The organism is Methylorubrum sp. POS3 (assembly GCF_043352485.1).
Taxonomy (GTDB): Bacteria; Pseudomonadota; Alphaproteobacteria; order Rhizobiales; family Beijerinckiaceae; genus Methylobacterium; species Methylobacterium suomiense.
In genome coordinates this window covers 3,412,247-3,432,586 of record NZ_JAPRBT010000001.1, presented here as the reverse complement: position 1 = coordinate 3,432,586, position 20,340 = coordinate 3,412,247, and the positions used below count along the sequence as shown (strand labels likewise).

General features: G+C 69.7%; 25 protein-coding genes. 9 read left to right on the top strand and 16 right to left on the bottom strand.

The features are described 5' to 3' along the window. Positions 1–101 precede the first annotated feature (101 nt). Complete coding sequence (locus OWC43_RS15885; RefSeq protein ID WP_137830987.1) at positions 102–1,964, top strand: ABC-F family ATP-binding cassette domain-containing protein; 1,863 nt, start codon at positions 102–104, stop codon at positions 1,962–1,964. A gap of 151 nt (positions 1,965–2,115) precedes the next feature. Here OWC43_RS15885 and OWC43_RS15880 read toward each other — a convergent pair whose 3' ends face one another. Together OWC43_RS15880 and OWC43_RS15875 are read right to left on the bottom strand one after the other, a co-directional pair. Further along, complete coding sequence (locus OWC43_RS15880; protein WP_238307722.1) at positions 2,116–2,598, bottom strand: DUF302 domain-containing protein; 483 nt, start codon at positions 2,596–2,598, stop codon at positions 2,116–2,118. Positions 2,599–2,710: 112 nt separating this feature from the next. Further along, entirely contained in the window at positions 2,711–3,802 is a 1,092-nt protein-coding gene (locus OWC43_RS15875) for an NmrA family NAD(P)-binding protein (protein WP_393957368.1), read from the bottom strand. A gap of 127 nt (positions 3,803–3,929) precedes the next feature. On the opposite strand from OWC43_RS15875, the gene OWC43_RS15870 reads away from it, so the two are divergent. Further along, positions 3,930–4,487, top strand: coding sequence for a winged helix-turn-helix transcriptional regulator (locus tag OWC43_RS15870; protein WP_393957367.1), 558 nt, complete (start codon positions 3,930–3,932; stop codon positions 4,485–4,487). 173 nt (positions 4,488–4,660) lie between these two features. Here OWC43_RS15870 and OWC43_RS15865 read toward each other — a convergent pair whose 3' ends face one another. After that, complete coding sequence (locus OWC43_RS15865) at positions 4,661–5,104, bottom strand: PACE efflux transporter (protein WP_393957366.1); 444 nt, start codon at positions 5,102–5,104, stop codon at positions 4,661–4,663. An 89-nt stretch (positions 5,105–5,193) separates the two neighbouring features. On the opposite strand from OWC43_RS15865, the gene OWC43_RS15860 reads away from it, so the two are divergent. Continuing rightward, a complete protein-coding gene (locus OWC43_RS15860; protein ID WP_393957365.1) occupies positions 5,194–6,093 on the top strand; it encodes a LysR family transcriptional regulator in 900 nt (299 codons plus the stop codon). Positions 6,094–6,150: 57 nt separating this feature from the next. Here the strand turns inward: OWC43_RS15860 and OWC43_RS15855 are convergent, their stop codons facing one another. From OWC43_RS15855 to OWC43_RS15845, 3 genes are all read right to left on the bottom strand, one after another. Beyond that, positions 6,151–6,666, bottom strand: coding sequence for a hypothetical protein (locus OWC43_RS15855; protein WP_393957364.1), 516 nt, complete (start codon positions 6,664–6,666; stop codon positions 6,151–6,153). 334 nt (positions 6,667–7,000) lie between these two features. Next, positions 7,001–7,726: a response regulator transcription factor gene (locus OWC43_RS15850; protein ID WP_137830993.1), complete on the bottom strand. Its 726-nt coding sequence runs from the start codon at positions 7,724–7,726 to the stop codon at positions 7,001–7,003. Positions 7,727–7,837: 111 nt separating this feature from the next. Next, positions 7,838–8,371 (bottom strand): GNAT family N-acetyltransferase, encoded by a 534-nt coding sequence (locus OWC43_RS15845; protein WP_137830994.1) that lies wholly within the window; start codon positions 8,369–8,371, stop codon positions 7,838–7,840. Positions 8,372–8,558: 187 nt separating this feature from the next. On the opposite strand from OWC43_RS15845, the gene OWC43_RS15840 reads away from it, so the two are divergent. Next, positions 8,559–8,978 (top strand): DUF983 domain-containing protein, encoded by a 420-nt coding sequence (locus OWC43_RS15840; RefSeq protein ID WP_393957362.1) that lies wholly within the window; start codon positions 8,559–8,561, stop codon positions 8,976–8,978. A 100-nt stretch (positions 8,979–9,078) separates the two neighbouring features. On the opposite strand, the gene OWC43_RS15835 is transcribed toward OWC43_RS15840, so the two are convergent. After that, on the bottom strand, positions 9,079–10,818 hold the full coding sequence (locus OWC43_RS15835; RefSeq protein ID WP_393957361.1) for an L-lactate permease: 1,740 nt from the start codon (positions 10,816–10,818) through the stop codon (positions 9,079–9,081). 245 nt (positions 10,819–11,063) lie between these two features. On the opposite strand from OWC43_RS15835, the gene OWC43_RS15830 reads away from it, so the two are divergent. Beyond that, positions 11,064–11,987 carry a manganese catalase family protein gene (locus tag OWC43_RS15830; protein ID WP_393957360.1) on the top strand — a complete coding sequence of 308 codons (924 nt, stop codon included), beginning with the start codon at positions 11,064–11,066 and terminating at the stop codon, positions 11,985–11,987. A 34-nt stretch (positions 11,988–12,021) separates the two neighbouring features. Here the strand turns inward: OWC43_RS15830 and OWC43_RS15825 are convergent, their stop codons facing one another. Further along, positions 12,022–12,399, bottom strand: a complete 378-nt coding sequence (locus tag OWC43_RS15825; protein WP_393957359.1) for a hypothetical protein — start codon at positions 12,397–12,399, stop codon at positions 12,022–12,024. A 171-nt stretch (positions 12,400–12,570) separates the two neighbouring features. Continuing rightward, entirely contained in the window at positions 12,571–13,086 is a 516-nt protein-coding gene (locus OWC43_RS15820) for a peptide deformylase (protein ID WP_393957358.1), read from the bottom strand. Positions 13,087–13,571: 485 nt separating this feature from the next. Between OWC43_RS15820 and OWC43_RS15815 the strand changes: the two genes are divergently transcribed. From OWC43_RS15815 to OWC43_RS15805, 3 genes are all read left to right on the top strand, one after another. Then, a complete protein-coding gene (locus tag OWC43_RS15815; protein WP_056238742.1) occupies positions 13,572–13,781 on the top strand; it encodes a cold-shock protein in 210 nt (69 codons plus the stop codon). Between the two features lie 263 nt (positions 13,782–14,044). Continuing rightward, positions 14,045–14,425 (top strand): DUF6481 family protein, encoded by a 381-nt coding sequence (locus OWC43_RS15810; RefSeq protein WP_137831000.1) that lies wholly within the window; start codon positions 14,045–14,047, stop codon positions 14,423–14,425. Between the two features lie 289 nt (positions 14,426–14,714). Continuing rightward, on the top strand, positions 14,715–14,924 hold the full coding sequence (locus OWC43_RS15805) for a hypothetical protein (RefSeq protein ID WP_393957357.1): 210 nt from the start codon (positions 14,715–14,717) through the stop codon (positions 14,922–14,924). A gap of 79 nt (positions 14,925–15,003) precedes the next feature. On the opposite strand, the gene OWC43_RS15800 is transcribed toward OWC43_RS15805, so the two are convergent. From OWC43_RS15800 to OWC43_RS15770, 7 genes are all read right to left on the bottom strand, one after another. Next, positions 15,004–15,213, bottom strand: coding sequence for a hypothetical protein (locus tag OWC43_RS15800; RefSeq protein ID WP_137831002.1), 210 nt, complete (start codon positions 15,211–15,213; stop codon positions 15,004–15,006). Between the two features lie 122 nt (positions 15,214–15,335). Continuing rightward, positions 15,336–16,019 carry an HAD family hydrolase gene (locus OWC43_RS15795; RefSeq protein WP_393957356.1) on the bottom strand — a complete coding sequence of 228 codons (684 nt, stop codon included), beginning with the start codon at positions 16,017–16,019 and terminating at the stop codon, positions 15,336–15,338. Positions 16,020–16,030: 11 nt separating this feature from the next. Further along, positions 16,031–16,321, bottom strand: a complete 291-nt coding sequence (locus OWC43_RS15790; protein ID WP_393957355.1) for a hypothetical protein — start codon at positions 16,319–16,321, stop codon at positions 16,031–16,033. A 198-nt stretch (positions 16,322–16,519) separates the two neighbouring features. Continuing rightward, positions 16,520–16,969: a DUF2934 domain-containing protein gene (locus OWC43_RS15785; RefSeq protein ID WP_137830935.1), complete on the bottom strand. Its 450-nt coding sequence runs from the start codon at positions 16,967–16,969 to the stop codon at positions 16,520–16,522. 80 nt (positions 16,970–17,049) lie between these two features. Continuing rightward, positions 17,050–17,343, bottom strand: a complete 294-nt coding sequence (locus tag OWC43_RS15780; protein ID WP_137830934.1) for a hypothetical protein — start codon at positions 17,341–17,343, stop codon at positions 17,050–17,052. 173 nt (positions 17,344–17,516) lie between these two features. Next, complete coding sequence (locus OWC43_RS15775) at positions 17,517–17,909, bottom strand: hypothetical protein (protein WP_393957354.1); 393 nt, start codon at positions 17,907–17,909, stop codon at positions 17,517–17,519. Between the two features lie 699 nt (positions 17,910–18,608). After that, positions 18,609–19,493: an outer membrane protein gene (locus OWC43_RS15770; protein WP_137830932.1), complete on the bottom strand. Its 885-nt coding sequence runs from the start codon at positions 19,491–19,493 to the stop codon at positions 18,609–18,611. Positions 19,494–19,927: 434 nt separating this feature from the next. Here OWC43_RS15770 and OWC43_RS15765 point away from each other — a divergent pair, with 434 nt between their 5' ends. Then, complete coding sequence (locus OWC43_RS15765; RefSeq protein WP_393957352.1) at positions 19,928–20,158, top strand: hypothetical protein; 231 nt, start codon at positions 19,928–19,930, stop codon at positions 20,156–20,158. The last annotated feature ends 182 nt before the right edge of the window (positions 20,159–20,340 follow it).

Genomic DNA, 20,340 nt, shown 5'->3' with positions numbered 1-20,340 from the left:
GCTTGTTCGTCCGAGCCGAACGCCTGAGGCGGCGAAACGTTCGCGCGCCTCGCTCGAGAGGCATCTTGCGCTCGCCCCCGCCCGCCCCCAGAACGCGGCCCATGCTGCGCGTCAACGATCTCACCTACCGCATCGGCGAGCGGGTCATCCTCGACCAGGCGACCTTCGCGATCCCCGACCGGGCCCGCGTCGGGCTGGTGGGCCGCAACGGGGCGGGCAAGACCACCCTGTTCCGGGCGATCCTCGGCGACCTGCCGATCGACACCGGGGCGGTCTCGGTGCCCAAGGGCATGCGCATCGGCGCCGTCGCCCAGGAGGCGCCCGCCGGCCCCGAGACCCTGCACGAGGTCGTGCTCGCCGCCGACACCGAGCGGGCCCGGCTGATGCGGGAGGCGGAGAGCGCGGAAGGCTTGGCGCGCGCCGAGATCGAGACCCGGCTGGTCGATATCGGCGCCCATTCGGCCCCGGCCCGCGCGGCGGCGATCCTGCACGGCCTGGGCTTCGACGCGGCGGCGCAGGCGCGCCCTTGCGCGGATTTCTCCGGCGGCTGGCGCATGCGGGTGGCGCTCGCCGCCGTGCTGTTCTCCGAGCCGGACCTCCTGCTCCTCGACGAGCCGACCAACTACCTCGACATCGAGGGCACGCTCTGGCTCTACGACTACCTCGAGAAGTATCCCCGCACCGCGATCATCATCAGCCACGACCGGGAATTGCTCGACACGAGCGTCGATCACATCCTCCACCTCGATCGCGGCAAGCTCACGATCTATCGCGGCGGCTTCACCAGCTTCGCGCGCCAGCTCGCCGAGAAGCGCGTGCTCCAGGCCAAGGCCAAGGCCAAGCAGGACGCCGAGCGCGCCCATCTCCAGAGCTTCATCGACCGGTTCAAGGCCAAGGCGACCAAGGCGCGCCAGGCTCAGTCGCGGATGAAGCGCCTCGCCAAGATGGAGCCGATCGCGGCGCTGATCGAGGACGACGTGCCGGTGATCCACCTGCCGAGCCCGGAGAAGCCGCTCTCGCCGCCGATCGTGGCGATGGAGCGGGTCCAGGCGGGCTACGGCGAGCGGATCGTGCTGTCGGGCCTCAACCTGTCGCTCGCCCCCGACGACCGGGTGGCGTTGCTGGGCGCCAACGGCAACGGCAAGTCGACCTTCTGCAAGCTGATCGGCGGACGGCTGCCACCGCTCTCGGGCGAGGTGAAGCGCTCCTCCAAGATGGAGGTCGCCTATTTTGCCCAGCACCAGCTCGACGAGCTGCGGCCCGCCGAGAGCGCGGTGGCGCATGTGCGCGACCGCATGCCCGATGCGCCGGAGGCGCGGGTCCGCTCGGCCGCCGCGCGGCTCGGATTCCCGGCGACCAAGGCCGACACGCCGGTGGAGAAGCTCTCGGGCGGCGAGAAGGCGCGGCTCTTGATGGGCTTGGCCGCCTTCGACGGCCCCCATCTCCTCATCCTCGACGAGCCGACCAACCACCTCGACATCGAGAGCCGCCAGGCTCTGGTCGAGGCGATCAACGACTACGAGGGGGCGGTGATCCTCGTCTCCCACGACCGCTTCCTGATCGAGGCCTGCGCCGACCGGCTCTGGCTGGTGCGGGACGGCTCGGTGAAGACCTTCGACGGCGACATGGACGATTACCGCCGCCTCGTGCTCGCCGGGCCGGAGCGGACGGAATCCGGGTCGGAATCGACCGGCGGCCAGAAGGCCGAGGCGCGCCGCTCCGCGGTCGAGCGGCGCGCGGCCCTGGCGCCCCTCAAGAAGAAGCTCGACGGGATCGAGGCGCGGATGGGCAAGCTGTCGGCGGCGATCGCCAAGATCGACGCGGCGCTCGCCGACGGCACCGCCTTCCTCAAGGACGCGGCGAAGGCCGGCGAGCTCGCCCGGATGCGCGCGGAAGCCGCCGACGCGCTCGCCAAGGCCGAGGAGGAGTGGCTGGAGGTGAGCGGGGAGATCGAGGCGGCCTAGCGCATCGCGCTGAACATCGGGTGCAGTCGATGTTCTAGGCCATTGTGTCGTATCGGCTTTTTCCGATAGCCGGCTCCCGCCTTTCGGGCCGATCCTCCCGGATCGCAGGCCCGGCGGCGGGCCTCTCGTCGCGCCCGGGCGGACAGGATCGTCACCCGGCCGCCGCCGTCAGGGCGGCGCGGAGGTGGTCGTCCAGTTCCCCCGCGACGCGACGGACATTCTCGTCCCCGAACTGACCGAAGGTGGTGGCCGGGCGGTCGTACTCGAACGCGACGCGGCCCCCGGCATCCTCGCGCAACAGGACGCGGATCGGCGCGTACAGGGCCGCCGAGAGCACGTGACGCGTCATCCGGGAGGCGGTCAGCGGATTGCCGATGTCGTACTGGATGGCTTTTCGCTCCAGGCCGGCGATCCGCAGCAGCGCGCCGTGATCGCGCGAGCCGAAGATCGAGAGGGGCGCGGCCTGTTCGAGAAGGGTGCGCGCCGCATCGGCCTGCCCGCTCGCGACGAGGGACGCGTAGCGGTGATCGACAGGCGGAAGCGCGTCCTCCAGCGCGGCGCGGACGGCCTCGAAGGATCGGGCCGAGGGAATCACGACGTGCTCGATCGTGATCGCGGTCGATTGAACCTCCATCGGGACATCTCCTCTCTGCGCGATCCGCGGATCGCCTCCGGCCATGGGGGAATTTCTTCGTGGGGTGTTCTCGGCGGGAATGTCCCGAGCGAAGAGGGCCGCCGGTCCGGCCTCAGAGCCTGCCGCGCCTCTGATCCTCGCCGATCTTCAGGATCACGTGTTTGCGGAGATTCTCGGGTTGGAGCTTGTCGAACAAGCCGCCGCGCCCGGCCGCGCGCTCGGCCTCATCCTGGCGGCGCAGCCATTGCTCGACGCTGCGGATGCGGCCGGGATGGATCTCGTCGAGCAGGGCGTAGTCCCGGGAGATGATGTTGTGCTTCCACTGGTTCCAGAAGCCGGTGAAGTTGTCCCGGAAGCTCATCGTGCTCTTGTCGCTCGGGTCCGCGTTGTAACCCGCGGGCTGGTCGGCCATCGCCCCGTAGGCGCGGGCGAAATAGGCGTCGATGTCGATATCGATGTAGCGGGCGGGATGGCCGGTGACGCGCGTGAACGCGGCGGCGAGGGCGTCGTATCGGACCGGCTCGATCGCCACCGCGAGGTTCATGCCGTCGGCGCGGTCCGGGTGGTCGAACAGCCACCGCACGTAGGTGCCGCAATCCTCGAGTGCGACGTGGACCACGGCGCCGTCCCCGAGCGGCACCCGCCACGTCACGACACCGTCCTCGATGCTCGGCGTCATCGGCGTGCGCGACGAGAACGCCATCTCCATATACGGCCCCGTCGTGAACAGGGCCGCCGCCATCCGGTCGCGGTTCGCCGCGTTCTGCGACAGGATCCACTCGCCGACCCGGCCCTTGCCGTCGTAATGCCCGCACCGGAACCGGGAATCGTAACCCGCCTTCTGCAGGGTGTAGTCGAGATTGCCGTAGACGAAGACCCGCACGCCCTCTTCGAGGGCGATCTCGTAACTGCGGATCGCCCAGTACATTTCGGTCTTCTCGCCCGTGTTGAAGCCGTCGATGTTGACGAAGGCGCCATCGCAGGCCCGCAAGCCCGCCCTCAGCGTCTCCTCATCGGCGAACGTCCCCTCCAGGAGCGCGACGTTGCCGAGATCGAGCAGGGACCGGGCCCGGGCCGATCCGGCATCGCGGGTGAGGGCGAGGACGGAGTAGGCTCCGTCGCCGACGAGGCCGGCGACGACCGGCAGCCCCTGGGCACCGGTCGCGCCGACAACGAAGATGCGTGAAACGGTCCGGGACGGCACGGCCTGCGCTCCGCGTTGCGACACGCGAACTTAACTCTGATAATCAGAGTGAAGCAAGACCTGGCCAACGGGCGCAAGGATACCGACCGGGATGCGGCAATGCGGCTGACAGGAGGGCGCGCGGGCGATGCGATCGAGAGGTTTCGAGGGAATGGTCTGCTCGGCCGCCGACGTGCTGGGCGCGCTCGGAGACCGCTGGGGCACGCTCCTCATGCGCGACCTGCTTCTGGGCCTCACCCGCTACGAAGATCTGCGCCGATCGACCGGCGCGACGAACGCCACGCTCTCGGATCGCCTGAGGGAGCTGGAGGCGAACGGATTGGTGGAGCGGCGGCGCTACCAGACCCGGCCGGACCGCTACGAGTACCTGCCCACGCCGCGCGGCCGCGATCTCAAACTGCTCCTGACCGCGATGGTGCAGATCGGCGATACGTGGAACCTCGCCGATCGCGAGGGGCCGCCGCTGCGCTTCGTCGACACGCGCACCGGCCGCCGGGTCGCGCTCGCGCTGGTCGATGCCGAGACGAGGGAGCCGGTCAGCGCCGGCCACGTGGCCGTCGAGGCGGGCTGCGGTGCGGACGCGGTGATGCGCTGGCGGCTCGAGCGGGCCGCGGCCCTGCGGAAGGCCGGATCGGATGCAGGCCCCGTTTCGGCGGACGGGGACGCGACGCCGCGTGCGAGGTGATCGACGCAAGGCACGCCCCTTCCGACCCCCGCTTCCCGGCGGAATGCCGGGCCGGGCCGCCGCGCGCGGCGGCGCTTGGCGCCCCCCGATCGGGCTTCGACCTCGGGACGCGGGCAAAGCCTCCCAAGCGACTTGCCAAGGGGGCAGCCGACGGAACGACTGTGTGGGACGGCTCAGTGCGACGGCTGCGTCGCATTCCCGTCCCAGTCCCGCAGGGGAAAGGCCCGGTCGTAGGCGAGATTGAAGACCAAGGCGTAGGCCACGTAGAAGGCCGCGATCGCGAGATCCATGACCAGGGCCTGGATCAGGCCGATGCCGAGATACCAGGCGATCGGCGGCAGCAGGATCACGAGCAGCCCCGCCTCGAACAGCACGGCGTGCCCGACCCGCAGGAGCAGGGTCTTGCGCGTATGCCCGACGAGGCGCTGCATCGCCCGGTCGAAGCCGAGATTGTAGACGTAGTTCCACCCCGCCGCGGCCACGGTGCTGCCCACGCCGACCACGCCCATATCGGCGGTGTGGAGGCCGAACAGCAGGCTCCCGAACGGAATGATCAGGGCGAGGCCGACGATTTCGAACAGGAGGGCGTGGCGGATACGGTCGCGCGTGCTGCGCATGGTCTGGCTCCGGAAGACCGAATGAATCCGCCGCCTTCTATCTGTGATACCCCGGTCGGCAAGTTAGCACGTATCTGGGAATCAGATGGATGGCCGTTTCGCTCGAGCAGCTTCAGGCCTTCGTGGCCGCGGCCGAGGCCGGGTCCTTTTCCGGCGCCGCGCGGGCATTGCGCAAGGCGCAATCGGCCGTCAGCACGCAGGTGGCCCATCTCGAAGCCGATCTGGGGCTGACCCTGTTCAGCCGTGCGGGCCGGAACCCGGTGCTCACCGCGGCGGGGGAGCGGCTGCTCCTGGAGGCGCGGGTGGTGCTCGATCGGCGCGAGCACCTGATCGGCGTGGCCAGCAGCCTGGAGCGGCGGGTGGAGAACCGGCTCGTGGTCGCCATCGACGAACTCTACCCCGAGCACGCGCTCGGCGCCCTGTTCGCCGATTTCGCCCGGCACTTCCCCTTCGTGGAGCTGGAGTTGCTCTTCCCGCTGATGGAGGATGTCAGCCGCATGGTGCAATCCGGCGCCGCCGATCTCGGGGTGATGTGGCGCCAGGAGGTGCTGCCCACCGAACTCGGCTTCCAGACCATCGGCTGGGTGCCGCTCAAGCTCGTCTGCGGACGGGATCACCCGCTCGCGAAGGCGCGGGTGGAGTGGGAGGAGTTGAAGCGCCACCGCCAGATCCTGGTGGCCGCGCGCAGCGACGGGCCGGAGAAACGCCGGTTGCGGGTCGCCGCCGAGGTGTGGTGGGTCGAGAGCCACTGGGTGATCCTTGAGATGGTCAAGCACGGGATCGGCTGGGCCTTCGTCACCGACCACGTCATCGCCGCCTCCCTCACCGCGCCGCATCTCGTCACGCCGGACCTGCAATTCGATCAGGGCGACTGGCCCATCGCCCTGGAACTCGTCTGGCACAAGCAGCGGCCCTGCGGTCCCGCCGCGGCCTGGCTGCGCGAACGTTTCGCCGCGGAGCGGATCGGCGCCCTGAGGGCGGCCGGTTGAGAGGACGGGCGGGGGCGATCCGGCGAAGCGCCGAGGGTGAAGGATCAGGGCGAAGGGTCAGGGCCGCGCATCGGGCGCCGCGGCCGCCCGGCGCAGCCAGATCGCCGAGGCCACCGTCAGGGGTTCGAGGGGCAGGGTGACCGCGCCCTGGCGCTTGCCCCACAGGTCGAGCCCGCCGAAGCCGACCCTCCGGACGGTGAGCCACGCACCGAAGGGAAACACCGTCTCGGTGCCCTCGCCCGGCCCGAAACATTCCTCGAAGGCGATCGGATCGACCATGAGGGCGTCGTATTGGGCCAGATGCTCGGCCATGCCGACCTTGGAGCGGAACGGTCCCCGGTCGCGCCGGAATGCCGCGAAGCAGGGCTCGTAGGCGGAGAGCGACAGGCGCAGGCGGCCGCCGATGCGCAGATAGGGCGGGTTCGGTCCCTCCGTCCCGAACTGCGCCGGTCCCCAGCCGGCCTCCCGCACCAGGGAGTCCGCCAGCGTCACGGGTGCGGGCGGGTCGGCGGCGTCGGCCGCGCCGGTTCGAGGTTCGGCCGGTTTGGGCCGGGTCGTTTCGGGCTCGGCCATTCCAGGCTCGGCCATGTCATGCCCCTCACCCTCGCCCGTCATCAGGACGGCACACAGGCACTATCCCGCATTGAGGGCCGCCGGGCGACCAGATTCTTTGTTCATGTGGCCTGGTGGGAGCCGGGCATTTCAGAACCTGTTCGGCGTGAAACGTCCGGAGCAAGTCTGCGCGAACCTGAGATCTTTCAGTCGTCCGCCCTCATCCTGAGGTGCCGCAGCGCAGCGGAGGCCTCGAAGGAGGCTCCAGGGATCGCGCGACGTCTGGAGCCCTCCTTCGAGGCCGCTCACGCGGCACCTCAGGATGAGGGTGAGGATGAGCGGGTCGAACAGGCCCTTAGAATCCGCCGCCGGTCTGATCGAAGTCCAGATAGGCGGTCTCGATCACGATCTGGGTGCGGCTGATGACTTCGAGCTTGCGCAGGATCTCGGAGACATGGGCCTTCACGGTCGAGTCGCCGACCTGAAGCTCGTGGGCGATCTGCTTGTTGAGCTTGCCCTGGCGGATCATGGTCAGGACCCGCATCTGCTGCGGCGTCAGCCGGGCGACGCGCTCGGCGAGCGGCGGCTTCTTGCTCGGTCGGGCCGGGGCGGGCGGGGCGGCGCGATCGGGCGGCATGAACAGGGCGCCGTTCAAAACCTCGGAGATCGCCCGCGTCAGCGTCGCCTTGTCGACGGCCTTGGGCACGAAGCCCGCCGCGCCGTGGCGGACCGCCTCGTGCATGATGCGCGGCTCCTCCAGGCCGGAGACGATCAGGATCGGCACCCGGGGAAAGCGGGTGCGGATGGTGACGAGTCCGTCGAAGCCGGCCACGCCCTGCATGGTCAGGTCGAGGAGCGTCAGGTCGATGCCTAGATTCCTGTCGAGAATCTCGCAGGCGCCGCGGATGCCGTCGGCCTCGTGCAGCTCGGCGCCGGGAAAGGCCAGGGCGATGGCGCTCGCCAGCGCCTCGCGGAACAGGGGATGGTCGTCGACCAGGAGGAGCCGCAGGGTGCCCTCCCCGGTCCGCGGGGCGGCCTCCGCGGGAGCGTTCGCCGGATCGGTTGCTGCGCTGGCCATCATTCGCGGGTCACGCCTTCCGGTGGGCCGGTGCACCGGCCTCGTCTCACCCGACTCTTAAGGCATTTCGGCAAAGATGGCTGCCCGTGCTTTTGTCCAATCGCCGTTCCGGCGTCACGCGCCTTCGAGCACGAGCTGGCGCCGTCCCGGACGATGCCCCTCCGAGCCGGTGTCGCGGAACCCGAGCTTGTGCAGCAGGCCCCAGGAGGCGACGTTGCCGGGCCGGCACTCGGCCAGGATCGCGCGGCGGGGAAAGCGCCGCCGCAGCAGGGCGAGGACGCCCCCCACCGCCTCCGCACCGAAGCCGCGCCCCCGGGCGGCGCCGCCGATCCAGTAGCCGATCTCGATGGCGCCCTCGCCCCGCAGATGCGCGCCGACGACGCCGGCGAGCGGTGCCGCGCCGGGCTCGCGCATCCAGGCGCCGAGAAAGCGGTCGCGCCCGTGCCGCCCGCCCGCGATCAGTCCCTCGGCATCCGTGAGGGTGAAGGGATCGGGCAGGAAGTCGATGGCGCCGACGATCGCCGGGTCGTCGGTCAGGCGGTGCAGGGCCGGCGCATCGGCATGCACCAGCGGAGTGATCGACAGCCGTTCGGTCTCGATCCGGGGGAGGTCGAGGAGGCTGTCGCGACGGGCGCGCCGGAAAAACATGTCCGTGATGTGGGCACGCGGATGCCGGGGGAAAGGCACGTGCGTCGGCGCGACTCTAATCCCGGTCCGACCGGAGAAATTCCACAGAGCTGCCCTGCCCTTGCCGGGATGTCGCGGGTTCGTGATGAGAGCGAACCATCGCCGCCGGGCCCCGTTGCCCCTGCGAAGAGAGGTTCGACGAGGTTCGATGCCCGATCCCGCCTACCCCACCCAATCGCCCGTCGCCTGCGCCGTCCGCAGCGCCTGCCCGCGCTGCGGACGCGGACACCTGTTCAAGGGTTTCCTGCAGGTGGCGCCCTCCTGCGACGCCTGCGGGCTCGACTACGCTTTCGCCGACCCCGCCGACGGGCCGGCCTTCTTCGTGATGATGACCACCGCGATCCCCGCGGTCGCCTTCGGCCTCTGGCTCGAACTGACCTACAACCCGCCGGTCTGGCTCCACTTCGTGCTGACGCTGCCGGTGGTGCTGATCGCCTGCACCCTCCCCTTGCGCTTCTTCAAGGGCTGGCTCGTGGCGAGTCAGTACGTCCACCGGGCCGCGGAGGGACGGCTTGCCCGGCCCGCCCCGGCGGCGCCCGCGAGACCGGACTCGTCCGGCCCGGCCTAGCCGCGACCGGCATCGATGCGAAATGCAGAAGGCCCGCCCCGTTCGCACGGGGCGGGCCTTCTCTTTGGTCAGGTCCTGGGTCGGACGGTGCCGGCCCGGATCAGTGCGCGGCGGGCACGCCGGCCGGCGGGTGGATCACCATCTCGGTGAACGGGTAGACATAGGCCTGCAGCATCACGAGACCGCCGACGAGGCAGGCCAGCACGATCGAGTGCCAGAACACGAAGCGCAGGATCTTGCTCTCCTGGCCGAAATACCCGGTCGCGGTCGAGGCCACGACGATCGACTGGGCGTCGATCATCTTGCCCATCACGCCGCCCGAGGAATTGGCCGAGGCCATGAGGATGCCCGACAGGCCGAGCTGCTCGGAGGTGATCCGCTGCAGGCCGCCGAACAGCACGTTGGAGGCGGTGTCCGATCCCGTCAGCGCCACGCCGAGCCAACCGAGCAGCGTGCCGAAGAAGGGGTAGAGGATGCCGGTGCCGGCGAACGCCAGACCCAGCGTGGCATCGACGCCCGCGTAGCGGGTGAGGACGCCGAGCGCGAGCATCGCCGCGATGGTGATGAGCGAGTAGCGCAGCACCCAGATCGTCTCGAAATACGCGGTGATGAGACGCACCGGCGAGAAGCGCATGATGAAGCCGGAGATGATCGCGGCGAACAGCACGCCCGTGCCGGTGTAGGACATGTAGGTGAAGTTGAAGATCGCGGCCTCGGCCTTCGGCTTGGCCTCCACCGGCGGCACCTTCATGATCATGTTGTGCAGGCCCGGCACCTCGTATTTCCACGAGAAGATCGGGTTGACGATGCCCTTGAACCAGCCGGTGCCCCAGACCGCCACGATGATCGACAGGATGATCCACGGCACCCAGGCCATCATGATCTCCCGCGAGGAGGCGGTGCGGCCGCCGAGCTGAACCTTCGGCAGGTCGCTGGGCACGCCCGCGCCGAGGGAGGCCGGGCGCGGCTCGCCGTAGCCGATCGACGGATCGTGGCCGCGCAGGGCGGGCGAGGTCCAGACCTGCGCCGGGCGCCACACCTTCAGGAAGGCCACGAGGGCCGCCATCGAGGCGAGCGAGGCGCCGATATCGACGATCCACGGGTTGACGTAGTTCGAGATCAGGAACTGGGCGAGCGCGAAGGACACGCCGCAGACCGCGATCGGCGGCCAGATCGCCATCATGCCGCGGAAGCCCGCGAACACCCAGATCAGCCAGAACGGCACGATCACCGAGAAGAACGGCAGCTGGCGGCCGATCATGGCGCCGAGGACGTAGGGATCGTAGCCCGTCACCGAGGCCAGTCCCTGAACCGGGGCACCCAGCGCGCCGTAGGCCACGGGGGCCGTGTTGGCGATGAGCGAGAGGCCCGAGGCCGCCAGCGGCGAGAAGCCCAGGCCGATCAGGATGGCGCCCGTGACGGCGACCGGGGTGCCGAAGCCGCCCGCGCCCTCGAAGAAGGCGCCGAAGGCGAAGGCCACCAGGAGCAGCTGGATGCGCCGGTCCTCGGTGATGCCCGCGACCGATTGCTGGAGGATCGCGAACCAGCCCTTCTCCACCGTCAGGCGGTAGAGGAAGATCACGTTGAGGATGATCCAGCCGATCGGGAACATGCCCGTGACCATGCCGAGGATGGTCGCCCGGACGGCGAGATCGGTCGGCATGCCGAAGGCCACCACCGCCACGAGGAAGGCGACGACGAGGGCGAGGACGGCGGCGATATGGACCTTGATCTTACCGCTCGCGATCATGCCCAGCAGGGCGATGACCGGCAGCGAGGCCATGAAGGTCGAGACCCATTGGTTTCCGAATGGGTCGTAAACTTGATTCCAGGGTGTCACGGGCGTCGCCCTCCTCCGTGCCCGGATTTTTTGCCCGGACCTTATCAGAGGGTTGCTAGCAGAGCCGTTTGGCTCGCTCAACGCGTTGTATCCTGTATCCAGGGCAAGTGTCGTGACCTTGCAACAGGTTAAGCCTCACGCGCCGCCGTAACCTGCGTAAACCTGAAGCAGGCTCGGATACCGATCCCTCCGGGCGGGTTCCCACGCCGCGGTCTCTCAGGCCGCACGGTGAAGGAGAGCCCCTCATGTTCATGCGCGTCGACCAGCTGCAGGCCGAGTTGCCCGCCCCCAAGCGTCGCGATCCCAACGCGGCGGCCGCGCTCCAGGAGCTCTTGGGCGGCAAGTACGGTGAGATGTCCACCCTGGGCAATTACATGTTCCAGAGCTTTAATTTCCGCAGCAAGGACAAGCTGAAGCCGTTCTACAGCCTGGTCGCCAGCATCACCGCGGAGGAACTCGGCCATGTCGAGCTCGTCAGCAACGGCGTCGCCATGCTCAACAACGGGCCGGACAACGACGGTGATTCGAGCGATGGCGGCGACATCTCCGGCGCGCCGTTCGAGGACATGAAGGACATCCGCCTCGCCGCGGCCTTCCTGTCGGGCGGGGGCGGGGCGGCGCCGATCAACAGCAACGGCGCCTCGTGGAACAACGATTTCATCACCTCGACCGGCAACGTCGTCGTCGATCTGCTGCACAACTTCCATCTCGAATGCGGCGCGCGGCTGCACAAGCTGCGGGTCTACGAGACGCTCACCGACCCGACCGGCCGCGAGGTCTGCGGCTACCTGCTCGTGCGCGGCTCGGTCCACGCCCATGCCTACGCGCTCGCTCTGAAACAGATCACCGGCGTGGAAATCGAGAAGTTCCTGCCGACGCCCAATATCGATCTCTCGAAGATTCCCGAGAGCCAGAAATACCTGCAGGAGGGCTCGCACCGCCGGCTCTACACCTGGAGCCCGAACGATTACCGCGAGATCGCCGGCCTCTGGGGCAATGGCGAGCAGGCCCTGCCGGGTGATCCGCCGGGCGAGCTGGAGGTGGTGGAGGGCATGCCCGACGGCGGCAAGATCCATCAGCTCACCGGCGTTCCCTCGGCCTTCACGCCGGACTACGCGCCGGAGGAGATGTTCGAGATCGCCCAGAAGCTGACCAAGAAGGCCCGCTGATTCCGGCGCCGGGGAGGCGACGCGCCCTCCCCGGTCACTTCTTCGATTTGGCCGGTGGCGCCGCCTTCGGCTCGGGCGGGGCCACCGCGCCGGCGACGACCCAGTGACAGACCGCCGTCCCCTTGAGGGCGAGGCAATCGTAGGCCCTGCCGCCCAGCGCCGCGTGATCGGCGATCTCGGTGACCGCGGCGCGCTCGACCGTGCTGCAGCCGAGATCGGATTTCGGGTCGCGGATCGTCGCCAGTGCCGCGGCCGTGTCGCCCTTGGTGTCGCGCAGGAGGCTGCGCAGGTTCGAGAGCGACGTGCAGCCGATTACCGGCTCGCCCCCCGCCTTCGCGGCTTTTTCGGCAGCGCCCTGGGCAGCGGCGCCGGTCGCGGCCAGCAGGGCGAGAAGAGGAAGAAAGCGGAGCATCGCGCGGATCCAGGGTGACGGCCGCGACGATACCACGGCGCGGGTCGGCCGGGCGACGCGCGGCGATGGGCCGGTGCGGCCGCACACGCCGCCAGATCCACCGGGCCGAGCGCCGGATCGCCCCTTACCCTCCAAGGTTTCGAAGCCCCCGCCCCGTGACGCGGGGCCGCCTCACCCGGCCTTGCGCGCCGCCTGCCCCCGGATCTTGGCGAAGCGCCGCAAGGCCCGATCCCGGCGCAGGCGGGTCAGGCGCTCGATCCAGAACACGCCGTCGAGCTGATCGATCTCGTGCTGGAGGCAGGCGGCGCGCAGACCCTCGGCCGCCTCCTCCCGCTCCACCCCGTCGAGGTCGCGGTAGCGCACCCGGATCCGGGCGGGTCGCTCGACGGGCTCGATCACCCCCGGCATCGACACGCTGCCCTCGGGATGGGCGGCGCGCTCCTCGGAGGCCCAGACGATGACGGGATCGACATAGGTGGCGGCGTCCTCGTCCGGCTGAAGGCGGATCACCACGATCCGCTCGGCGCGGCCGATATGCGGCGCGGTGAGGCCCATCGCCCCGACCTCGCCGAGGGTGTCGAGCACGTCCCGCGCCAGCGCGCGCACGGCTTCTGGGGACAGGGCCATCGCCGCCGCCGGCCGGCTCAGGCGGGGATCGGGATGGAAGATCAATGGGCAGGCAGGCATGGGCGGTTCGGTCACTTCGGGCGGTTGGGAGAGGGGTGCGACGGGGCGATCCGGCCCCCCTGGCGGGAGCGATCGCGATCCCATCACGGCGGCGCAAGCGGGTCAGCTCAGCCCGCCGCAGGAAGCGTCATAACCTTTGTTAATCAAGGTGACTGCGGGCCGCACGAAGACGTGATGCCAAGACTTTAGTCCTCATTGGCGTTCGGCAGAGAGAGCGCACGATCGTTTCTCTTGAAGGCCAAGCTTGTTCAAGGTCGAAGAACCGACCATCCCGGATGAAACCTTCGACCGGGTTGCAGGTTTGCCTCTTCGATCATACGTATGCCTCGTCGATCGGCGACCGGTCTTTGCGAGACCGTTCCCGATATCCCGGACGGGATGCGGTTCCGGCACCATTCCCCTCGCTCGCTTCGACGAACGGGACGGCCTTGAGGCCGGGACGCGACCTGTGCGGACCCCGACGACGAGGGGCAGGAGAGACCCGCATGAGCAACGGCACCGTGAAGTGGTTCGACGAGATCAAGGGCTACGGATTCATCCAGCCCGACGATGGCGGCAAGGACGTGTTCGTCCATATCTCCGCCGTCCAGCAAGCGGGCCTGCGCGGTCTCGCCGAGGGGCAGAAGGTGACCTTCGACATCGAGAACGATCGCCGCAGCGGCAAGCCGGCAGCCATCAACCTCCAGGCTTCCTGAGGCTGACGACTGCGCAGCGATCAAAAAAATCGCTGATTCGCAGCAACAGATCGAAAAATGTGACCGGCGCTGTGCATGGAACCTTCCATATCTGTTGCGTGTTGCAGCGCACTGGTGCATCGACTGCGCCGGTTGCATAAGATTCGCGCCGAGTTCCGGCCGCCCGGTCCCCGAGAGCTTGTTTCAGATCCCGATCCGTGCGCCGCGACGCGCGCTGATGACCGACCCGGCGGCCGGCCGTATCACCACATGAGAAAGGCCATATGAGCGCATTCGACTTCAGGAACTTCGAGGATCGCCGTCAGAACTCCCAGGCCGCCAAGGCGGCCTTGCTCGAGAAATTCAAGGCCCGTCCCCCGCTGGACGACCCGGAGCAGCGCGCCAAGGCCCAAGCCCGTGCCGAAGTGGCCCGTGCCCGCGACGAGCGCGCCCGCGAGCGTGAGCGTGCCCGCATCGAGGCCGAGCGCAAGGCTGCGGAAGAGAAGCGCGCCCGCGAAGAGGCGGAACTCGCCGCTCAGATCGCCCGCGAGGCCGCCGAGGCCGCCGCCCTCGCCGAGCGCAAGGCCGCCGAGGCCGCCGAGAAGAAGGCTGCCCGCGATGCTCGCTACGCGGCTCGCAAGGCCAAGGTGAAGATCCGCCGCTGACGGGCGGTCTTCCCGATCGATTAAGACCCGCGCGCCGGACGCTTCGAGCCCGGCGCGTTTTTTGTGCGCGGCTCCGCGCAGATCTCAGCTCAAACTACGCAATCTGGACAGGATTTCGCGCGGCGGTGCTTGGCAAGGTGCCGCATTGTCGGCACCTCTTTCCCAAAGACGCTGATAGAAAGCGGATGAGGGAGGACAGTCCTTGGAAAACATCCGGCGCATCATCCCAGGGCGGTCCCCCGGGCCGGCTCGAAGACTTGCTCCGCTGATCGCCGCGGCCGGACTCTCGATGTTCGCCTCGGGCGCCCGGGCCGAACCGCCGATCCGCAGCGCCGAAGATGCCTTCTGCCGGAGCGAAGCGCGGGCGCAGGTGTTCTCGGCACCCGATCCGCTCAATCTCGGCCTTCGCGAGATCGGCCGTCAGATCTGGGCCTCCTGCATGCAGCGCAAGTCGGGCGGCCAGACCAAGAAGGGTCAGCGTCGGCGGCGCCACCGCTGAGACATGCCCCTCATCCGCGTCCGAGCCGCCGGCCCCTATCGGTTCCGGTCGGAGTTCGGCGCGGGGAGGCAGCCGGCGATCAGGCGTCGAGGGGCTCGCCGATCCGGGCGCGCAGGCGGGCCCGCAGATTCTGGTTGGCAGGGCTGCGCTCGGCATCGAGCGCCCACATCAGGCGCAGCAGCCGGCTGATCGGCAAGGCCCGATCCTCAATCGCCTCGGCGACCTGCTGCTGCAGGGACTTGCCCAGGATGGTGGAGGAAGGCGCGAGCGTCTCGGCAGTGGTCGGCATCGAGTGCATCCGAAAAGCGGGCTTCGCCCCCCGCGGGGCGGGCTGATAGACCGTTCCGTCGCGAATGGCCATAGCTTTGCCGGCTTGCGGTTACCCGCTCGCTTGCATGCGGCAAGTCCCGTTCACAGCTTCTTTACCGAGAAGGGTGCCTGCGCGTAACCGTCGAGCAGGTCCTGCAGGTCGCGGTAGATGGCGATGCAGCCGGCCGCCGAGAGGTCCGCCTCGGGGAAGCCGCCGCACAGGACGCCGATCGTGGCGAGGCCCGCTCGCCCCGCCGCCTCGGCGTCGTAGGGCGTGTCGCCCACCGCGATCACCGATTCCTTCGGGCAGTCGGGGATCTTGCGCAGGACCGCCTCGAAGATGTCGGGATGGGGCTTGGAACGGTCGGCATCGTCCGCACTCGTCACCGCGTCGACCAGATCCTCGATGCCGAGGATCTTCTGATAGTGCTCGACCTCGGAGGCCTTGCCCGAGGAGGCGAGGGCCACGGTCAGGCCGTCCTCGCGCAGGTGGGCGAGGAGCGCCCGCACGCCGGGGAAGGGCCGGACCTGATCGAGGTAGCGCCGCTTGAACAGATCCGAGCGGTAGGCCTCGATGGTCTCGCCCTCGCGGGCGAGCCGGTCGGGATCGACGAAGACCGGCAGGAGCTGGTCGCCCCCCTTGCCGATCTGGCGGCGGACCTCCGCTTCCTCCGCCTGGATTCCAAAATGCGCGAAGGCCTCGACCCAGGCGCGGGCATGCTGGTCGACGCTGTCGAGCAGGGTGCCGTCGATGTCGAAGACGACGGCGCCTCGGGGGGATGCCATTGGCCCCGCCCCTATCGCGGAAACAGGTGGACGCCGTCATCCGGCAGCAGGTTGCGGGCCGGGCCGCCGGTCTGCTGGCCGCGGCCCTGCTGGTAATAGGGAAGCTCGGGGCGCCGGTCGTTGTCGCTGCCCGTATCGTATTCCCACGGGGTGTTCCACGGCGCCCGCCCGCTCGCCGCCGGCACGGCCGGCCCCTCGAAGACCGCCTCGCGCCGCGGCCCCGCTTCGGCCGCGCCCGCGGACAGGGTGATTCCGAGGGTTGCCCCGAGAGCCGCCAGCAAACCGGTCGTCAACGCGCGCATGGCACCCTCTCGCGAAACCCCGCCCGAGTCAGGCAGCGAGGATCCAACGGCCGAGCCTGCCCGGCGTTCCCGCCCGCTTGCCCGCCCCCTTCCCGACCACTTCCCAACCCCTTGCCCGACCCGCATGCCCCTGAAACGGCGAAGCCCGCCGACCCCGGGGGCGGCGGGCTCTCGCACCGTATCCCGACAGGGCCGATCTCAGTGCAGGGACGCGCCCTCGGCGGCGGCGCGCGGCTTGGCCCGGGAGGCGGCCTTCGGCGCCGATTTCGAGGCGGGCTTGGCAGCAGCCTTGGTGGTTTTGGCCGCAACCTTGGCCGGCGCCTGATCGACGCTGGTCTCGGCGGCCTTGCGCGCGACCTTGACCGGCTTTACGGCGGCCCGGGCGGCGGGCGACTTGGCCGCCTCGGTGACGCCCGCGAGGGCCTCGGCCGGCGTCCGTACGGCCGGCTTGGCAGCGCGGGGCTTCGCCGGCGCCTTGGCCGCCTTCACCGGGACGGCCTCGGCCGCATGCGCGACGCCCGCCTCGGCGCCCCGGCGCAGCTCCGCCTCGGCCTGAAGCCAATGGATTTCGGCCCGGCCGAAGCCCCGGCCCTCGTCTTCCCAGATGTAGTAGGCGCGCTCGCGCACCTGGTGCTCGCACAACGGCATGAAGCCTCCTGATGGTCGTCCGGCGTGAGCCCGAACGATGGGAGGCCATGGTTAAAGGGCGGTTAACCGCCCCCGCCCCGTCACCGTTTGGAGCCCGTCTTGGGGCTCGCCTTGGGAGCGCGCGAGAGCCGGCGGTGGTTCGCCCGCACCTTGCGGCGATAGCCGGCGACCACCGCCCCGGTGGAGGCGCCGGTGGCGATCTGCATCGCCGCCTCGCCGGCCGCGAAGATCTTCTCGCTGACCATGCGCTGCGCCTCGACCTGGGCGGCGCTGCCGCCGGCCGCGAGTTTGGCGAGGCGCAGGCCGATCACCGCCTGCGCCTCGAAGGCCAGCAGGGTCGTGTCGACCCCGAGCTTCCACCACGGTCCGAACATGTCTGTGCTCCCACGGCGCCGCTCGACGGCCGGGTTCCGACCCGTCGGGAGGCGCCTCGATACAAGCGGTCGATACACGCTCTTGGGCCGAGCCGCACGGACCGTCGAGAAGTCGGTCCGGCTTCGTGCGCCGCGTGGCTGAAGGCGGGCTCCTGGGCCGGGTGGCCCCCGGGTCAGTCGAAGCTGCGGCCCTTGGCGGCCGAGCCGCCGAGGCTGATCTTCTTCGGAGCCGGCGCCGGCCGCCCCCGGCTGGGAACGGCGGCGGGTTCCGGGGTGGCCGGGGCGGGCTTCAGACGCGACTGCCCATGGATCACCGAGCCGATCTCGCCGGCCGCGCGGATCAGGTCGTCCCGCTCGCAGGCACGGGCCACCTTGAGGCCGAGCTGATGCATGTGGCTCTTGCCGTAGAGATAGGCGGCGAGCCGCGCCCGGGTCAGCTCCGGGATCTTCTCCAGGATGTAGGGCAGGTCGTAATCGTCGGCGCGATAGACCTCCCCGAGCAATTCGAGGGAGACCGGGCATTCCGGATCGACGGTCGCGCCGGTGGTCGGGTGGGCCTGGCTCATGGATCACCTGCTGGCGGTGGGTTGGACCAAAGGGGTGTCAACGGGACGGTGTCCTCCGCCGCGGCCATCGCCGCATTCGGGGAACGGGACGCACGCACGACCGGAACCGGCGCCTCCGCCGGACGCCCGACGATGCGCGTGTCGAGACATCCGGTACAGACCGAGGCGATCGCGAGGCGGGCACGCCGGTCGGCGCGCTCCCAGACGGTTTCGCGCCCGGCTTCACGCCCGGATTCACGCTCTTTCCCCGATCCTGCCACGGCTGTCGCCGCGGGGACCGGGTTGGGACGAATCCGCAGGTAGAGCGGTCCCTCCGCACGGACAGCGGCGGGCATAGCCGAGAGCAGCGCGACAGCAAAGAGCGCCGGCGCGCAGACCTGCCCGCCCATCCGGGCCACCCGCGAACGCGACCGCCGATCGAAGCCCCGGTCCTGTCTCATGCGGCGGCACGGCCCTGCCCTGGCGTTTCGGATCCGGCGGGCCCACTCCGAGCCTCCGGGCCGGCAGCATCGGCCGGTATGGTAAACCGGGCATGAAGATCGGGCCCGTGCGGGCCACCTCCGACGCGAGGCGGCGGGTCGGGCAGGACAAAAAAGAGCCCGACGCGGGGGCGCCGGGCTCCGAGGGGGCCGACGGCTCGGGTGAGCCATCGACGCTGGGAAGGTGTCGGGACGTCTCGACGTCCGACCGGGTGCGGTCTCAGTACGAGCCGAACTTGTAGTTGATGCCGGCGCGGACGACGGCGAACTCGCTCTCGCGAACCTCGCGGCCGCCGCTGACGAGCAGGACGCCGGGGCTGTTCACGGTGACGGTGCGGCCGGCGTTGTCGACGGCGAAGGCGCCGTTGCGGGCCGAGCCCTTGTCGAGGTTCACGTACAGGCCTTCGACCTTCAGCGTGACGGCCGACGAGCGGAAGAAGTTCAGGAAGCTGTCGGTCGGCAGGGCGTACTCGACGCCGCCGCCGGCGGCCCAGCCGGTCTGGAAGTCGTTGCTCGACACGCCGGTGCCGAAGTCCCGGCCGCCGCCGCCGCCATAGGCGAAGCCGCCGGTGCCGTAGACGAGGGTGCGGTCGAAGGCGTAGCCGAGGCGGCCGCGCACGGTGCCGAAGTAGTCGAGGCCGGCGATGCCCGCCGGGTTGAACACCTGCTGAGCGGCGAGGGCGTTGACGCCGTTGCTGCTGATGACCTGGAAGCGGTTCCGCTCACGGCCGAAATCGGCGTACTGGGCATCGGCCTCGACACCGACGACGAAGCCGGAGCCCGGCGTGAACTGATAGTTGTAGCCGATCTGACCGCCGCCGACGAAGCCCTCGTTGGTGCGGTTGTTGTTGAAGGCGACGACGGCGGTGGTGCCGGCCGGCACGAGCAGCGAGGCGCCGTTGAGGCCGAGGACGGTCGCGCCGGTGCGGTTGTCGTTGGTGCCGAAGCCGTAGCCCGCGTTGAAACCGGCGTAGAAGCCGGTCCAGGTGAACACGGGAACCGGCTGGAACACCGGCGGCGGGGCGGCGCGGCGGGGGAGGTCGGCGGCCGAGGCGGCGATGGTGCCGGCCACGAGAGCGGTCGAGGCGAGAAGAAGGGTCTTCATGGGGTCGGGTTCCTGGGTTTGGCGGGAGCCGGCACGCAGCGCGCTCCGGGTGTTATGGCCTGCATCCTGGCCTGGTGAGTGCCGGGGGCCTTCCCCGGATGTCGTCGCCCTCCTGCGATGAACGAAGCAATTAGGCCGAACCCGTCAACGAAACATGAAGCTTACGCGCCCGTTTGCATTGGCTCCGGCTCGATGTGTCGTTCCGCACATCTGGTCTCGCTCGCGATCGCTCGAAGAACAAGTCAAGACTTGATCGCCTTTCAAGTCGCAAACGTGGTTAACAAGACCTTCTATAGCTTCGGCGCGGACGACGGTCTCGCATCCTCCGCTCACCCCGCCGGGCGCGGCTTGGTGAAGGCGCCGTTAACCCTGTTCGGGCAGGCTGGAGCCGGGGTCCTGTCAGGGCCCGCGAACAGGCCCGGATCTCTGCCGCCATGCCTCTCGACACCGGCCCGCACCCGACCCGCGGCCTCCTGTCCTGGACCCTCAAGGTGACCGTGGCCGCAGGCCTCGCCGCCGTGGGGCTCGGCCATTACGTCGCCCGCTCGGTCGAACCCGGCGCCGCGCGCATCGCGTCCCTCGACACCGATCCGGTCGTGACGGGCTCGATCGGTCCGTCGGCGCGAACGACCGCCCTCGACCCCTGCCTGCTGCGCGGTCGCTGAGAGCGGACGCCTCCCGGCCCTGTTCGGATGTCCTGGCTGCAACCGTGCCCGCGCGGTGCGGACGGGGCTCGCATCGCCCATCGGCCGTACCATCGATTGACAAGCCCGCACGGCCCTCTAAGTGTCGCGCGCGTCGGGATGCGCGACGACGGCTTGCGCGACGGCACCGCGAGGACCGGCGG

Bases quoted from the DNA above. Each gene is read 5' to 3' on its own strand.
- OWC43_RS15795 (WP_393957356.1), bottom strand. From the start codon at position 16,019: ATGGCATCCCCCCGAGGCGCCGTCGTCTTCGACATCGACGGCACCCTG.
- OWC43_RS15765 (WP_393957352.1), top strand. From the start codon at position 19,928: ATGCCTCTCGACACCGGCCCGCACCCGACCCGCGGCCTCCTGTCCTGG.
- OWC43_RS15850 (WP_137830993.1), bottom strand. From the start codon at position 7,726: ATGATGGCCAGCGCAGCAACCGATCCGGCGAACGCTCCCGCGGAGGCC.
- OWC43_RS15880 (WP_238307722.1), bottom strand. From the start codon at position 2,598: ATGGAGGTTCAATCGACCGCGATCACGATCGAGCACGTCGTGATTCCC.
- OWC43_RS15865 (WP_393957366.1), bottom strand. From the start codon at position 5,104: ATGCGCAGCACGCGCGACCGTATCCGCCACGCCCTCCTGTTCGAAATC.
- OWC43_RS15815 (WP_056238742.1), top strand. From the start codon at position 13,572: ATGAGCAACGGCACCGTGAAGTGGTTCGACGAGATCAAGGGCTACGGA.
- OWC43_RS15885 (WP_137830987.1), top strand. From the start codon at position 102: ATGCTGCGCGTCAACGATCTCACCTACCGCATCGGCGAGCGGGTCATC.
- OWC43_RS15860 (WP_393957365.1), top strand. From the start codon at position 5,194: ATGGCCGTTTCGCTCGAGCAGCTTCAGGCCTTCGTGGCCGCGGCCGAG.
- OWC43_RS15870 (WP_393957367.1), top strand. From the start codon at position 3,930: ATGCGATCGAGAGGTTTCGAGGGAATGGTCTGCTCGGCCGCCGACGTG.
- OWC43_RS15830 (WP_393957360.1), top strand. From the start codon at position 11,064: ATGTTCATGCGCGTCGACCAGCTGCAGGCCGAGTTGCCCGCCCCCAAG.
- OWC43_RS15800 (WP_137831002.1), bottom strand. From the start codon at position 15,213: ATGCCGACCACTGCCGAGACGCTCGCGCCTTCCTCCACCATCCTGGGC.
- OWC43_RS15825 (WP_393957359.1), bottom strand. From the start codon at position 12,399: ATGCTCCGCTTTCTTCCTCTTCTCGCCCTGCTGGCCGCGACCGGCGCC.
- OWC43_RS15845 (WP_137830994.1), bottom strand. From the start codon at position 8,371: ATGTTTTTCCGGCGCGCCCGTCGCGACAGCCTCCTCGACCTCCCCCGG.
- OWC43_RS15810 (WP_137831000.1), top strand. From the start codon at position 14,045: ATGAGCGCATTCGACTTCAGGAACTTCGAGGATCGCCGTCAGAACTCC.
- OWC43_RS15805 (WP_393957357.1), top strand. From the start codon at position 14,715: ATGTTCGCCTCGGGCGCCCGGGCCGAACCGCCGATCCGCAGCGCCGAA.
- OWC43_RS15785 (WP_137830935.1), bottom strand. From the start codon at position 16,969: ATGCCGTTGTGCGAGCACCAGGTGCGCGAGCGCGCCTACTACATCTGG.
- OWC43_RS15840 (WP_393957362.1), top strand. From the start codon at position 8,559: ATGCCCGATCCCGCCTACCCCACCCAATCGCCCGTCGCCTGCGCCGTC.
- OWC43_RS15820 (WP_393957358.1), bottom strand. From the start codon at position 13,086: ATGCCTGCCTGCCCATTGATCTTCCATCCCGATCCCCGCCTGAGCCGG.
- OWC43_RS15790 (WP_393957355.1), bottom strand. From the start codon at position 16,321: ATGCGCGCGTTGACGACCGGTTTGCTGGCGGCTCTCGGGGCAACCCTC.
- OWC43_RS15855 (WP_393957364.1), bottom strand. From the start codon at position 6,666: ATGGCCGAGCCCGAAACGACCCGGCCCAAACCGGCCGAACCTCGAACC.
- OWC43_RS15770 (WP_137830932.1), bottom strand. From the start codon at position 19,493: ATGAAGACCCTTCTTCTCGCCTCGACCGCTCTCGTGGCCGGCACCATC.
- OWC43_RS15775 (WP_393957354.1), bottom strand. From the start codon at position 17,909: ATGAGCCAGGCCCACCCGACCACCGGCGCGACCGTCGATCCGGAATGC.
- OWC43_RS15780 (WP_137830934.1), bottom strand. From the start codon at position 17,343: ATGTTCGGACCGTGGTGGAAGCTCGGGGTCGACACGACCCTGCTGGCC.